13 protein-coding genes and 2 pseudogenes are annotated in these 12,155 nt (G+C 49.1%); 6 read left to right on the forward strand and 9 right to left on the reverse strand.

Annotated elements, in window-relative coordinates; all coding sequences use genetic code 11:
* Positions 1 to 255 (forward strand): annotated as a pseudogene (locus tag ACFPYJ_RS24775) (IS3 family transposase); the annotation flags it as partial.
* A gap of 162 nt (positions 256 to 417) precedes the next feature.
* Here ACFPYJ_RS24775 and ACFPYJ_RS24780 read toward each other — a convergent pair.
* The 8 genes and pseudogenes from ACFPYJ_RS24780 to ACFPYJ_RS24815 all read right to left on the reverse strand — a co-directional run.
* Positions 418 to 1,770: an extracellular solute-binding protein gene (locus ACFPYJ_RS24780; RefSeq protein ID WP_379190908.1), complete on the reverse strand. Its 1,353-nt coding sequence runs from the start codon at positions 1,768 to 1,770 to the stop codon at positions 418 to 420.
* Positions 1,771 to 1,917: 147 nt separating this feature from the next.
* Positions 1,918 to 3,207, reverse strand: coding sequence for a neutral/alkaline non-lysosomal ceramidase N-terminal domain-containing protein (locus tag ACFPYJ_RS24785; protein WP_379190909.1), 1,290 nt, complete (start codon positions 3,205 to 3,207; stop codon positions 1,918 to 1,920).
* 61 nt (positions 3,208 to 3,268) lie between these two features.
* Positions 3,269 to 4,093, reverse strand: a complete 825-nt coding sequence (locus ACFPYJ_RS24790) for a carbohydrate ABC transporter permease (protein WP_379190910.1) — start codon at positions 4,091 to 4,093, stop codon at positions 3,269 to 3,271.
* Complete coding sequence (locus ACFPYJ_RS24795) at positions 4,086 to 5,009, reverse strand: carbohydrate ABC transporter permease (protein WP_379190911.1); 924 nt, start codon at positions 5,007 to 5,009, stop codon at positions 4,086 to 4,088. Before ACFPYJ_RS24795 ends, ACFPYJ_RS24790 begins: the two co-directional genes overlap by 8 nt.
* A gap of 4 nt (positions 5,010 to 5,013) precedes the next feature.
* The gene (locus ACFPYJ_RS24800; protein WP_379190912.1) at positions 5,014 to 5,925 is read right to left on the reverse strand and encodes an N-acetylglucosamine kinase; all 912 of its coding nucleotides are present in this window, start codon (positions 5,923 to 5,925) and stop codon (positions 5,014 to 5,016) included.
* Complete coding sequence (locus ACFPYJ_RS24805; RefSeq protein WP_379190913.1) at positions 5,922 to 6,653, reverse strand: sugar isomerase domain-containing protein; 732 nt, start codon at positions 6,651 to 6,653, stop codon at positions 5,922 to 5,924. Before ACFPYJ_RS24805 ends, ACFPYJ_RS24800 begins: the two co-directional genes overlap by 4 nt.
* Before the next feature lie 14 nt (positions 6,654 to 6,667).
* Positions 6,668 to 7,552, reverse strand: a complete 885-nt coding sequence (locus ACFPYJ_RS24810) for a MurR/RpiR family transcriptional regulator (protein WP_379190914.1) — start codon at positions 7,550 to 7,552, stop codon at positions 6,668 to 6,670.
* Between the two features lie 251 nt (positions 7,553 to 7,803).
* Positions 7,804 to 7,935: pseudogene (locus tag ACFPYJ_RS24815) on the reverse strand (tartrate dehydrogenase); the annotation flags it as partial.
* Between the two features lie 44 nt (positions 7,936 to 7,979).
* Here ACFPYJ_RS24815 and ACFPYJ_RS24820 point away from each other — a divergent pair.
* Genes ACFPYJ_RS24820 through ACFPYJ_RS24830 form a run of 3 tightly spaced genes read left to right on the forward strand, consistent with a single transcriptional unit; the run spans position 7,980 to position 9,345 of the window.
* Complete coding sequence (locus ACFPYJ_RS24820) at positions 7,980 to 8,564, forward strand: phytanoyl-CoA dioxygenase family protein (protein ID WP_379190920.1); 585 nt, start codon at positions 7,980 to 7,982, stop codon at positions 8,562 to 8,564.
* On the forward strand, positions 8,548 to 8,820 hold the full coding sequence (locus ACFPYJ_RS24825; protein ID WP_379190915.1) for a hypothetical protein: 273 nt from the start codon (positions 8,548 to 8,550) through the stop codon (positions 8,818 to 8,820). Before ACFPYJ_RS24820 ends, ACFPYJ_RS24825 begins: the two co-directional genes overlap by 17 nt.
* Positions 8,821 to 8,865: 45 nt before the next feature.
* Positions 8,866 to 9,345 (forward strand): HEAT repeat domain-containing protein, encoded by a 480-nt coding sequence (locus ACFPYJ_RS24830; protein WP_379190916.1) that lies wholly within the window; start codon positions 8,866 to 8,868, stop codon positions 9,343 to 9,345.
* A 29-nt stretch (positions 9,346 to 9,374) separates the two neighbouring features.
* Here ACFPYJ_RS24830 and ACFPYJ_RS24835 read toward each other — a convergent pair whose 3' ends face one another.
* The gene (locus ACFPYJ_RS24835) at positions 9,375 to 10,355 is read right to left on the reverse strand and encodes an Ldh family oxidoreductase (protein ID WP_379190917.1); all 981 of its coding nucleotides are present in this window, start codon (positions 10,353 to 10,355) and stop codon (positions 9,375 to 9,377) included.
* Positions 10,356 to 10,601: 246 nt separating this feature from the next.
* Here ACFPYJ_RS24835 and ACFPYJ_RS24840 point away from each other — a divergent pair, with 246 nt between their 5' ends.
* Together ACFPYJ_RS24840 and ACFPYJ_RS24845 are read left to right on the forward strand one after the other, a co-directional pair.
* A complete protein-coding gene (locus ACFPYJ_RS24840) occupies positions 10,602 to 11,126 on the forward strand; it encodes an IS110 family transposase (RefSeq protein ID WP_379190918.1) in 525 nt (174 codons plus the stop codon).
* Positions 11,072 to 11,731 (forward strand): transposase, encoded by a 660-nt coding sequence (locus ACFPYJ_RS24845; protein WP_379190921.1) that lies wholly within the window; start codon positions 11,072 to 11,074, stop codon positions 11,729 to 11,731. The genes ACFPYJ_RS24840 and ACFPYJ_RS24845 overlap by 55 nt, the downstream gene beginning before the upstream one ends.
* The last annotated feature ends 424 nt before the right edge of the window (positions 11,732 to 12,155 follow it).

Consider the following 12,155-nt stretch of genomic DNA (forward strand, 5'->3'; position numbering starts at 1 on the left):
ACGCCAGTAAGGGTTACCAACAGCTCCTCAAAAAGCATGAATTCGTCTGCAGCATGAGTCGAAAAGGTTGATAATGCTCCGATGGAATCCTTTTAGGGCAAGCTCAAAATGGAATGGCTGAATGACTATACATTTAAGACGCGTGCTGAGGCTAAAAAGGCTGTATTTGAATATATTGAACTCTTTTATAACCGCAGGAGAACGCATTCCTCCAACGATTATATCCCGCCATTCAAGGTCGGGGAAGGACTCTAGGCAATAGACTAATGGGTGTCGCCGAGGCTTTCTCTGTGTCTACTTTTTTTGAGGCAAGGTCACTGCAGTCAAGAAGGGGATGGTGTAGCGTGTGAGAAGTAAAAATAAGGGTAGTTTTTATTTACCAAAAAAGGGGGAACCGAAGTTCCCCCTGCTGTCACCTTACTTCCGGTATTTCGCTGCCGCTGTCTCCATTCTGTCCGCCCACTGGTCTTTGTTGATATCGCCCAGCAGCAAGGCGACGGTAGCGTCTTCCATGGCCTTCTCCACGTTGAGGTCGAAGGAGCTGTCGTTGGACGTGACGATTGTATTGTCCGAGTTCAAGTAAGTCATCGCGCTTTTGACCGCTCCGCTCGCATTCGTCGATTCCAAATCGGCTTTGTAGTTCATGAGCGCGCCGGTTGTCTCCGCCCAATGGACCGCGTTCTGTTTTGTGAACACGAATTGGAGGAATGCTTTGGCCGCTTCCGGGTTTTTCGCCTGCTTGGCGATTCCGATTTCGTTCGTGTAAGGAACCGCGACGAATTTGCCGCCGGCGTCTTGAGTAACGGAAGGAATAAACCCGTAATCGAATCCTTCCGGAGCGAACTTCTTCATTTCGTTCTCCAGCCACAACCCGGATGGGATGAAGATCGCCTTGTGCTGCAGCCATTGGTTCTGGGAATCCGTATGGTTAAGCGCCATCGCTTTTTTGCTCAGGTAGCCTTTTTGGTTCATTTCTGTCACTTTATCAAGCGTGCTCATGACCGGAGCGCTCTTGAATACGCCTTCCTTCAGACCGTTGATGTCGTCGATGATAGAAGCATCTCCGCCGTTCGCGGTGACAAATCCTTGCCGCATGAAACCTCGAATGAAGTAATAAGGATATTGGCCTTGGTGAATGTATGGTGTGATTCCTTTGTCCAGCGCCTTCTGGCTGACGTCGAGGAAGCCGGCCCAATCCTTCGGCGTTTCCCAGCCGTTCTGCTCGAAGAACGCCTTGTCATACCAAGTGCCGTGCACGCCGAATACGAGGGGAATCGAGTAGGATACGCCGTCATATGTTTTCGGCTGGCCGATCAGTTGATCGGTGATCAGCTCCCCGTCTTCGTTCTTGGCCGTCTTGATCCATTCAGTCAAATCCATCAGCTGCTGGTTCTGAACGAGCAGCGATTCCGTGAACGTTCCGTCCCCGTCGATGTACACGACATCGGGCGGATTGCCCTGGATCCAACGGGGTTTCGTCTGTTCGTTGATTTTGGGGCCGCCCAGTCCGACAACTTCGAGGTCCGGATATTTCTTCTGAAATTCCGCGATCACATCTTTCCACCAAGTATCGCCGTATCCGCCCACGAAGTACTGGATTTCAAGTTTTCCAGACAGTTTCGAAGCTTCTCCGTTCTCTCCTCCCGCGCTCGGCGACGGCTGGGAGCCCTCCGCCGAATCATTGTTTTTCGTTCCGCATCCGATGACGGCGATGAATAAGGCCAAAATTAAGAAAACAAGAGCACCGTTTCTGAATAGTAACTTTCTCATGACTCAACTTCCTTCCTCGTTCTTTTTTTTTGAACGTAAACCCTCTTACCTTCTAGTCTGATCAGTCCGCCTCATTCAATTCCTCTTTGCCGCGAGATCCCCCAAAATTCCAAAATGGCTTCCTATCCCTAGTCAGCGATTCGTAGTTCAATCCGCCTCGCGCGCCAGCGACGATTGAATGGAATCCAGGACAATGGATTCGGTAATATGGTCAAAAGGCGACGGCAAACCGAGGTACAGCGTTGACTCCACCGGTTCGTATCCGCCTTCTTCCAACTGCGTCTTTGTCGTAACGTAGCCTATCATACCGTGGCTGTAACCGACTGGCAGTACTGTGCCGTCCGATATTTGCTTGGCAAACAGACCATAACGAATGACAAGCTCCCCGTTCATGAACAGCAAACTTAGACGATCCGCCAGGCTGAGTTTGACGATTTCAAACGTAGCGGAAGGCTTTAACCGTTCCGGATGAGCACGCATGAAAGCCGCCCAGTTCCGTTCTAGTTCCGTTCCCGAATTTTCTATCCGCTCTAGCTCCTCCTCGCTTGGAACGTGACGGTACGGAAGTTCGGCCGTCGATCTCTCGCATTCCAAAGACACGGCATTCAAAGGTTCCATGGCGGTATCAAGCAATGACAGAGCCGTCCGGGTCATACGGTCTCCAATTTCCCGCGTGGCTTGAATTCCGCTCGATCCAGAGTCCGAATTAGGGTTGATCTCCCCGCAGGTCCCTTGCAGAAAAGCAACGACCACGTTTCCGCCTATCGTCCGTTCTATCGTTTCGCACGCATGCCCGGAAAATTCGGAAGAAACGATATTTTCCCTGGAATTCACTGGGTGACAAGCGTAATGGAGCCATATTGCTTTCGTTTCTCCTTCAAAGTTTGAAAAGCGGATCACGTTCAATTCCTTGTCCGCAATCCCTTCGAAGTTGGGGGCAATGACATACTCCCCGTTTACTTTCGATCGGCGATTCACCGAAATCGGACAAACTCCCGCTCCTTTGTCCAAACGAACGGGCTCCGCATTGGATTGGGCGTACCCAACCCCGTCCAATACCGCATGCTCCAATAAATCGATGTATTCCGGATCCGGGTCGCCAATGCCAATTCCGAACATCGTGGCCGGTCCCGAATGGTTGTGGGTCGCTGTCAGAATAACCGCCGATTTCGGTATGTCCCACTTGACGGCAATGTTGTCCCGGAGACGGTCCGCAAGCCGCTGGTCCCAGTTCAGCAGGTCGGCGCATACGACGAGCGATAGAAAGGAAGAGCCCGTTTCGCCGAATTCCCTGAAATAAAACAGCTTCGCGTAAAGTCGGCTGTCAATAGCCGTAAATTTTGCATTATTCCTCGTTGCGAACCCTGTCAACGGAACAGGCTTGTTGGGCGTAATGTCTACTTTAGCCGTCCCCAGAAGCAATGCGTGAGTATTCATGGTGTGCCCTCCCTTTAAAATACGAATTCAACCATCCTGACAAAACGCTGAACAACTGTCTTTACCCTTTCAGCGCCCCTGAGATAAGCCCTTCGGTTATATATTTTTGGAACAATATATAGACAAGGAATACGGGAATAACCGAAATGACCAGCCCGGCAAACAGGATCCCCCAATCGACGCTGTACTGCATCTCCCCTTGCAAGAAGGCCAGACCCAACGAAACGGTATACTTGCCTGGAGAACTAATCAGGATCAACGAAATGACGTACTCGTTCCAGTAAGTCAAGGCATTCATGATTCCGACGGTGACCAAACCCGAGCGGGCAAGCGGAAGCAGGATGACGAAAAAAGAACTGAACAATCCGCATCCGTCGATCGTAGCCGCTTCTTCCAATTCGCGGGGGAGTGCCTTGAAAAAACCCGTCAACACAAAAATCCCGAAAGGAACCTGCATGACGGCATAGACGAGAGTCAATCCGGTCAATGAATCGGTAAGACCAACCGATGACAACGTGAAAAAAAGCGGAATCAAGCTAAGGATGGTTGGGACCATCATCGTTGAAATATAGAATACAAATAGCAGTTTGCTCCCCCGAAACGGGTGCCTTGCGATCATGAAGGACGTTGTGGCGGACATCAAGAGCGACAGTATCACCGCAGCGACGACAACGATGACAGAGTTTAAAAAATAATCTCCGAAGTGGGATTTATTCCAGGCGTCCGCAAAGTTGACTAATTGCAGGGGCCATTTCGGCAAGGACCACGGATCGTCCATGTTGAACTGCTGGGTGCTTTTCAGGGAAGTGGAAACCGTCCAAAACAAGGGATACGTGACAGCGATGGCCCAGACGAATAGAATTCCTCTCAGCAGTAGTTTAAGCATTCTCCACCGTTTCCTTTCTCATCAATCGGTTCAGTGCGAACGTCGTGAGCAAGGAGAGGACGAGAATCAGCACCCCGATGGACGATGCGTAACCCATTTGATATTGTCGGAAGCCCATTTGGTACAGGTATGACCCCATCACCTGCGTGGCGTTGTCCGGTCCGCCTTCGGTCATCAGCATGACAATGATGAAAGAGCCGTTTAAGGTGGTCATGACGATGTTCAAGGTGGATACTTTGATTTGCTCCCAAACGAGAGGAAGCGTCAGTGACCAGAATTGCCGCCATTCTCCCGCACCATCGATGCGTGCCGATTCAAATATGGAAGAGGAAATGTTCAAGATGCCCGCTATCAGCAGCAGCATGTAAAAACCGATTCCTGCCCACACGCTTGGCAGAAGCAGCGCCCACAAGGCCAGATGGGAATCGCCCAGCCAAGCCGTTTCCACTTGTTTCCCGGTGAACCATGACAGGAAGGAGTTTAAAAATCCGAGATTGGGATTATATATAAACCGCCACAATACACCGATGACGACGACGGAGATGACGTTCGGAAAAAAGAACAAAGCGCGGTAGAATCCGTTTTCCCTAAACCGGAAACGAGTGAGCCCAACCGCGAACAAAGTCGCCAAAGCCATAATCAGCAGCACTTTCCAAAAAACGAGGAAGTAATCGTGCCAAATCGCCTGTAGAATGATTTTATCCCGCCACATTTGGGCGTAGTTGTCCAATCCGATGAATTTCATCGAGGAAGAGCTTCCCGTCCACTCGAATAAACTCGTGTATATGCCTTTTGCCATCGGATAAAGCGTAACCAGGCAGAACAAGATGAATGTCGGCCATATAAATACCGCCAAAAATAACAGCCGCTGACTCGAGGTTTTATGTCTGTTTCCGGAATCTGAAGAGTTCTTCATCTTGTCACCCCATTTCTTTTACAGCCAGCATGGCTGCCCCATTAGCGGGGCTGCCGAGCGGGTGCCGCAGTTGTGTTGCCCAGTTGCCGAGATGCTCCCGGAGTGGGTCTAGGATGAGGCTGCCCATTTGGAACACGCCTCCCGCGTAGGACATGAGCGGTCTCTCGTTCCAAGCGATTCGATCAATCAAGCTCAGCAAAAGCTCCGAAAGGTGCTTGGCCGCTTCTTGCAAAATGCGGCGGGCGACGAAATCTCCTTGCAATGCGCAAGCTCCAACATACTCCGTCAATGCGGCGATATCTTTCCTGCTGAAATCACCGTAAGTCCGGTCGATCAAATCCTCCTCGGTGACGAAACCGATTGCCGCCTGAAGCGTTTCTGTCAATAGAGTGCCTTCCCCCCGCCCGTCAAGCTGCATGGCAACCGCCCTCAGCGCCTCCCGTCCGATATCGTAGCCGCTTCCTTCGTCCCCGAACAAAGGACCAAACCCTCCGCATTGACGGATCGTGCCATCCGGTCCGATAGCATAAGCCATTGAACCGGTACCGGCGACGACGATCAGGCCCGGCCCTCCGCCCAAAGCCCCTTCCAACGCGATGCGACAATCGCCTAATCCCGTCAGCTTGGCTGTCGGAAACGCTTCGGACAGGAGCCTCATCGCCCAATAGCCTTGGGGTTCCCGTATGATGGACGCCGATCCGATGCATATACTGAGCAGGTCCCCTTCACGTTCGGATAGGCAAGCTTTGATTCGGTACAGCAATTCGCGCAAGTTCGCTTGCGTCGTATCGTTGCCATCTACGATAGAGTTGATGCCGCCCGCAAACACCGAAATCGATTCTCCGCTCTCCAAATCAAGCAGCAACGCTTCCGTCTTGGAGCCTCCGCCGTCAATTCCCACTGCAAACGACTTCAAATGTCATCCATCCTTTCCGCGCGAGTGATCCGCTTCACCTTGGCGTTGTGGTCATCCCCTTCTTCAACATTGGCGCTCATGTAAATTGGGGGAACGTATCCTTTTTCCAAACAGTTTTTCACCGTTTGCACGATGATGCCGTTAATGATGAATGCCCCGATAACCGTTGAAGACGGGCCGACAGACAAACCCAAATCTTCGAAGTAAACGGCGGCATCTCCGTCGCAGCCGCAGTTGTCCAGAACGATATCCGCGACTTCATACAATTTCTTCCCGCTCCTGTGTCGCGAAGTAGCCTGAAGGGATTGGGTCAGGTTTGTAACGGCAATGACCTTGGCTCCCCTGGATTTTGCCCCCAACGCCATCTCGATGGGCACGGCATTGCGCCCAGAGTTGGAAATTACGACCAGCACGTCCCCTTCCGCTACCTGGTGCTCGTCAAGCAATATTTCCGCATATCCTTCCATTCGCTCCATTTTCGTGCTTTTGGTGGCGCCCTCGTGAAGCATCAATCCGCTTTCCAGAATCGGAACAATATCCATGAGTCCGCCCGCACGGTAGAACGCCTCCTCCGCCAACATGTGTGAGTGCCCGGTGCCGAACAAAAACAGTTTATGGTCGGTTATTAGCGACTTGGCAAAACATTCAGCGGCTTGTCCCATCGCTTCCTTCTGGGTTCGAATCACGGTCCTCAAGATTTCTTCGATTTTTGCAAAATACGTGTCCAATAAGTACACCCCGTTCAATACTTTTTCGATTTCACCGCTTCGGCGGTGGATAAAATCATGGCGATCGAAGCATCGAAATTTTCTAGCGATGCCGCAACCATCAGTGCATCTATAACGCTCAATTGAGTCATCAACGAAGGCATCCCGCCGCTCTCGTACGGCGCCTCGTTGACGGCGCTTCGGAGGATCACTTTGCTCGTTTTCGCCAGAGGCGAGCGCGGGTGGCCGGTGACGGTGACCGTCAAGGCCCCGTTTTTCTTCACGATTTCCGACGCTTCGACAATTTCCTTCGTACTTCCCGATTGAGAGATCGTGATGACCACGTCCCCCGGCCTCACGAGTGCCGTCGCCATGGCGATCGATTGGCTGTCGGTGTATGCGCGGGTCATCAACCCGATACGGGTAAAACGATATTCCGCATATTCCGCCACCGTTCCCGAAGTGCCTACTCCGAACAGGTAAATCATCCTCGTCCTGCTGATCGCCTTCGCCGCGCTTTCCAATTGTTCAAGATCGAGACTTTGAACGGTCCCATTTAAGGCTTGAATGTTGTTGGCGTACATTTTCTGAATGGCGATTTCGAGACTGTCTTCCTTTCGGATGTTCTCGTAGATCGCCTGCGTTCCAAATGATGAGCTGTGACGGGCCAATGTCATTTTCAGGTCCTGAAACCCGGAAAATCCCGCTGCCTTGCAAAACCGGATGACCGTCGCCTCGCTAACACCGCTTCCAATCGCGATTTCGGCAATGTTGCTTTTTATCGTTTTCTCCGGATTTTGCACAATATAATCCGCTACGGATTTCTCCGATTTCCTAAGCTGACTGTAAATGTTTTGGATCATCTGAAGCGCATCGCCCGAATAGCTGCCGCTGACATAGCCCTTTTGTGCATTGTCCATATCGGATTCTCCAATCGGTTGTGGAAATGTACTAAAATTTCATAATTCTTATGATGTATATGTTTCTTAACTACATTTTTATAATATCATATGTCATATTTTCTGACAAGATTATTTCTTATGCGACAAAAAATACGCATAGATCGCTAAAAACTACTATTATGTGTAAGGTTGTCTCTCGAAATGCGAAAACATGACGTTAAATGGATGAAAAAAATTTTCGGATTATTTATAATTGAATTCCCCTGTCCCATTTCTTTTGTTGTCGCATTTCCACCGATGTCCATCGTGCGAATGCCGCTGGCCAGTACGTCTTCAACGATTTGCAGGAGCTTGGCGCCAAGCTCCTCTTCGCCGAAATAATCCAGCATCATTTTACATGTTTCATCAACTTCATCTGAGCATCATGAAGCAGATCAATCTCGTAATGCATAATGAAGGCAATCCTAGCAACAACATTCTGCCCCATGTTCCAAACATTCGGCAGTTGTTCGAAAAGCCAATCGTCAAGGGAGCCTTAAGCAGTGTACTTGGACCGGATTATTACATGCATCCACATCGCCACTGTCATTATAACCAACCGGGAAATTCGACGCCGGGTGGCGGAAATTGGCACAAGGACGGCTATTGGTCTTCCATGCGCAGCCATCGTCCGTGGTGGGCGATGTTTCTATTACCCCACGATATTACCGAAGATTTTGGGCCTACTGCGATCATGCCAAGCAACCAATATTATGAAAAATTTCTTGGCGACCGAGGTGAGCCTCTGCTGCCCACAGGCAAGGCGGGTACTATTGTGCTAGTGCATTTCGACTTGTGGCATAAAGCTTCGCTTAATGTATCAGAACTAGATCGTTGTATGCTTAAGTTTAAATTTCTCAGATTGAGCGCACCGGAGATTCCGAGCTGGAATCATCGAAGCAGGGAGATGAAAATGCGACCGATCGCAGGCGACCGGCGGACGAATTGGGACGGATCGGAGCAGCGGCGGCTTTATGCGCTCCCTCGCTAGGGCTTCTATTAAAGATCAAGTGGAAACGATCGCTTTGAATGCAGCCTATGCGCTTGGACAACTTGAACCACAAGGGATTGAAATGCTGATTAGTCACATTACGGAGGGGTCTAGCCTGACAGCGGAAAATGCTGCATATGGATTACAAGGAGCGGAGCATAAGGATGAGAAGCGCAGAGCGTTGGCGGTTTTCGTACTCGGGATGATAGGATCTTCCGAAGGTGAAGTGGTACTCTCGCTTATATCAAGCTTGTAGGATCAGAGCGAATGGGTTCGCCGAAATGCGGTTGAATCATTAGGTATGATCAAGAATGCTGGAGAACAAATTGTTCCGGCTTTAGCGAAAGTATTGAAGTATTCTCAACTATGCGAAACTGATGATGCTTCAGTATCGAATAATACGGAATCGAAAAAGTCGTATGCAAGCCATCAGCCATACATTACCAATAAGATCGGATATACTGCGGCACTTTCACTGCTGCGCATCGGTAATGCTGGCGATGAGAAGGAAGCTAACCGCTCCATGGAGCGAGCGCTTTACTGCAAAGACCGTTACGTCAGAGCTTATGCAGCGGAAGCACTCACCCATTTTAGAACGGAGGAAGCGGTTGATATCTTAATCCGTTTTTACCGTTCTTCCCGCTGGTGTGTAAAAACAACAACCGCGTTTACTCCGGAATCTTTGATATGCCTTGGTAACCGGGCGCTGCCGTATGGCCCGAACAATAAAGGTAAAGACAAACTTCATCACTTCCCAAACACAAAAACAAAATTCCGATGATACTTGTCAACAAGCCGGCGATAGGAAGATTAAAATGGAAGCTCAATGCCGAATTCACGTGCGGCTTTGTCAAGAACTTCCCTGTGGTCCATGTCCACGGGTATACCGATGATACCCCACTCACGTTCCCGCTCCGTTTCAAGAACGCCCGGCAGCGTGGCCCTGTCAAATCCAGGGAGAGGCTGCATCCCGGAGGTCAATTGCATATACCTGTCCATCTCATGTTTAAAATCATTTACCGGCGTAAACTTGGCAATATCCAAAGCGATGATGAGCGATCCTTGATCGGCACCTTGGTACCGACGTTGCGCCCGTTCCTCCTCCACCGGTACGCCGGCCAGAAATCCTCCCAAAGCCTGGCACATGAATCCCAGCCCCATGCTGCGGAAGACTAAACCCGGGGCTAAACGAATAATGTCCGACTTATGCGGAGAATCGTCGTACAGGTCGTGCATCGCTCCAAAGTCCAACACCATCGCAGAGGAAGTTCCCGACGGTACGGCAAACGACATAGGAGATCCCCCAGCAGCCTGCATGATGGATTGATTGGCATTCAAGGATAATTGATGCCCGGATGTCACATAAGCGATCAAATCGTGTTCAACCAGTATGCGGGAATAAATGCCCGCGGCCCCGATGTGCCCGTGATTGCGGGTAACGGCGACGGCGATTCCGCTTGTCCGGCACTGCTCGACTAACGCTTCGGCTGCACGGTACGCAGGAAAATAGCCCAAGCCTCCGTCACCGTCGACAAGCAAGGTGGAAGGAGTTTTACTTACGATCCGAACCTCAGGGTTCGGATTGATCAGTCCGTCGCGCATAATTCGTGCATAAGCGGCTATCTGTCTGGACCCATGACTGAAAACGCCGCGCAAATCGTTATTTACAAGAAACTCCGCCAAAAAAATGCTCTTCTCTTCTGGCATTCCCGCTTGCTTCGCGAGGGAAGAAACGAAGTTCTTCATAATCTCGGGGGCTACGCTTACATAATCGTTAGGCAATATGTTCATCTCATACTCTCCTCGTAAAGGGTTTTCTGTGGACGGGTAATCGGCTTCAAGAAATAGTATAATCATTCCTCAATTCGATTAAAAGAGCCTGTTTCAAAAGCCCTCAATATTAATATCCTTGACTACCCCGTTAGTCATAATGAACGAAACGGCTCCCATCGCTTAACGTAGGTTACACTTGGTCATAATGTTACTACCCAAATCAAATTCAAGTGTAGAGCTACACACGAAAAGGAGCCGATTACTATGAAGGATGTACAAAAATTTGTTGGTTTAGTCGCCTCTAAAGATACTATTGCCGTTGCGATTGCTGATCCAGGTCGTGGAGAGCCTAGATTTCACAGTACCATTCAAAATAAGCCAGAAAACATTCGCAAATTAATGAAAAGTTTAGGTGATCCTGAAAATCTATTTGTTTGTTATGAAGCCGGATCCTCTGGTTATGGAATCTACCGATTACTTTTATCTATGGACATTGAATGTATAGTTGTAGCCCCTACCCTTATCCCAAAGCGTTCTGGCGATCGAGTAAAAACAGACAAAAGAGATGCAATCCGATTAGCCCAGCTACTACGTGCTGCAGAGCTTACTTCTGTATGGGTTCCAGATGAAGACCATGAAGCATTGAGAGACTTAATTCGTGCTCGTCATGATGCCCCCGTGAGGATTTACAAAGTTCTCGTCAGAGACTTGTTCATTTCTTACTTCGTCATGAAATACGTACCCCGCAAGGGGTTCGAAATTGGTCTGTCAAACATCTTGAATGGTTAAAACGATTAACATTTGAAAGAGCTTCTCAACGAATTGTGTTTCAAGAATATCTCCATACCATCCATGAAGTTGAAGATCGTATGAAACGAATCGAAGCTCAGATCCATGAAGAAGCCCTTCAAAGTGAACATGCAACCGTCATTCAAGCTCTTCAAACTTTGAGAGGTGTCGCAGAGGTCACAGCCGTTACTTTAGTAGCTGAAATCGGACAATTTTATCGCTTTTCTAACCCGAGACAATTGATGTCCTATGCTGGGCTCGTTCCTAAAGAATACTCTAGTGGATCAAATCGTTGGCAAGGTTCAATTACGAAGACAGGAAATTCTCAAGTTCGGCGTTCCATTGTAGAAGTCTGCTGGTCTTATCGTCATCAACCATCTCTTAAAGGTGAATTACTTAAACGTCAGGAAGGTCAAGATCCTGAGGCAAAACGTATTGCCTGGAAGGCTCAGCACCGTCTTCATATGAAATATCATCGTATATCAGCTAAAGGAAAAGGAGGAAAAGGAGCTGTTGTTGCTGTCGTTAGAGAATGGCTAGGATTTATTTGGGCTATCGGTTGTACCATTGAGAATAAACAAAGAAGTGAATCAAATGTTGCTTAACGAAATGAAAGTAAACTTATGTATGAAATGATCGTATCTCAGACCTATTTGTAATTGAAGAATTGGCTCGGAGGCAAACCCCCGGGAAGGAGAACCCTCATGTTACGCTATGCACTAAGTTCGAAGAACTGAACGTGCGTCGTTAGTCCGAGGCAGCTCCGTGACGGATGGAATGTAATGTGGTAACCAACCCACGAATATCAGACTGTATACCACCGTCAACGTTTTTGCCTTCGAGCCAAGTTTTTAAGGTTATCCTTGTTCAACTCGTAGGATTTTGGGTTGGAAGTTGAGCAAGGGATAACTATTCATTGATTCAATAAACACCAATTAAAAACATTTGGGTGTGGTGGGTCGACAGTTTCGTTCATATCAGCGTAATAGATCTGTTTAATCGATTATGGTTGCCAAACTTCCCATATGT

The sequence above is a fragment of the Paenibacillus solisilvae genome (genome assembly GCF_042656405.1).
Lineage (GTDB): Bacteria > Bacillota > Bacilli > Paenibacillales > Paenibacillaceae > Paenibacillus_Z > Paenibacillus_Z solisilvae.

What these genes read in the sequence shown, in the direction of transcription:
- ACFPYJ_RS24780 (WP_379190908.1), bottom strand. Translation starts at nt 1,770, where the DNA reads ATGAGAAAGTTACTATTCAGAAACGGTGCTCTTGTTTTCTTAATTTTG.
- ACFPYJ_RS24785 (WP_379190909.1), bottom strand. Translation starts at nt 3,207, where the DNA reads ATGAATACTCACGCATTGCTTCTGGGGACGGCTAAAGTAGACATTACG.
- ACFPYJ_RS24790 (WP_379190910.1), bottom strand. Translation starts at nt 4,093, where the DNA reads ATGCTTAAACTACTGCTGAGAGGAATTCTATTCGTCTGGGCCATCGCT.
- ACFPYJ_RS24795 (WP_379190911.1), bottom strand. Translation starts at nt 5,009, where the DNA reads ATGAAGAACTCTTCAGATTCCGGAAACAGACATAAAACCTCGAGTCAG.
- ACFPYJ_RS24810 (WP_379190914.1), bottom strand. Translation starts at nt 7,552, where the DNA reads ATGGACAATGCACAAAAGGGCTATGTCAGCGGCAGCTATTCGGGCGAT.
- ACFPYJ_RS24820 (WP_379190920.1), top strand. Translation starts at nt 7,980, where the DNA reads ATGCATAATGAAGGCAATCCTAGCAACAACATTCTGCCCCATGTTCCA.
- ACFPYJ_RS24825 (WP_379190915.1), top strand. Translation starts at nt 8,548, where the DNA reads ATGCGCTCCCTCGCTAGGGCTTCTATTAAAGATCAAGTGGAAACGATC.
- ACFPYJ_RS24830 (WP_379190916.1), top strand. Translation starts at nt 8,866, where the DNA reads ATGATCAAGAATGCTGGAGAACAAATTGTTCCGGCTTTAGCGAAAGTA.
- ACFPYJ_RS24835 (WP_379190917.1), bottom strand. Translation starts at nt 10,355, where the DNA reads ATGAACATATTGCCTAACGATTATGTAAGCGTAGCCCCCGAGATTATG.
- ACFPYJ_RS24840 (WP_379190918.1), top strand. Translation starts at nt 10,602, where the DNA reads ATGAAGGATGTACAAAAATTTGTTGGTTTAGTCGCCTCTAAAGATACT.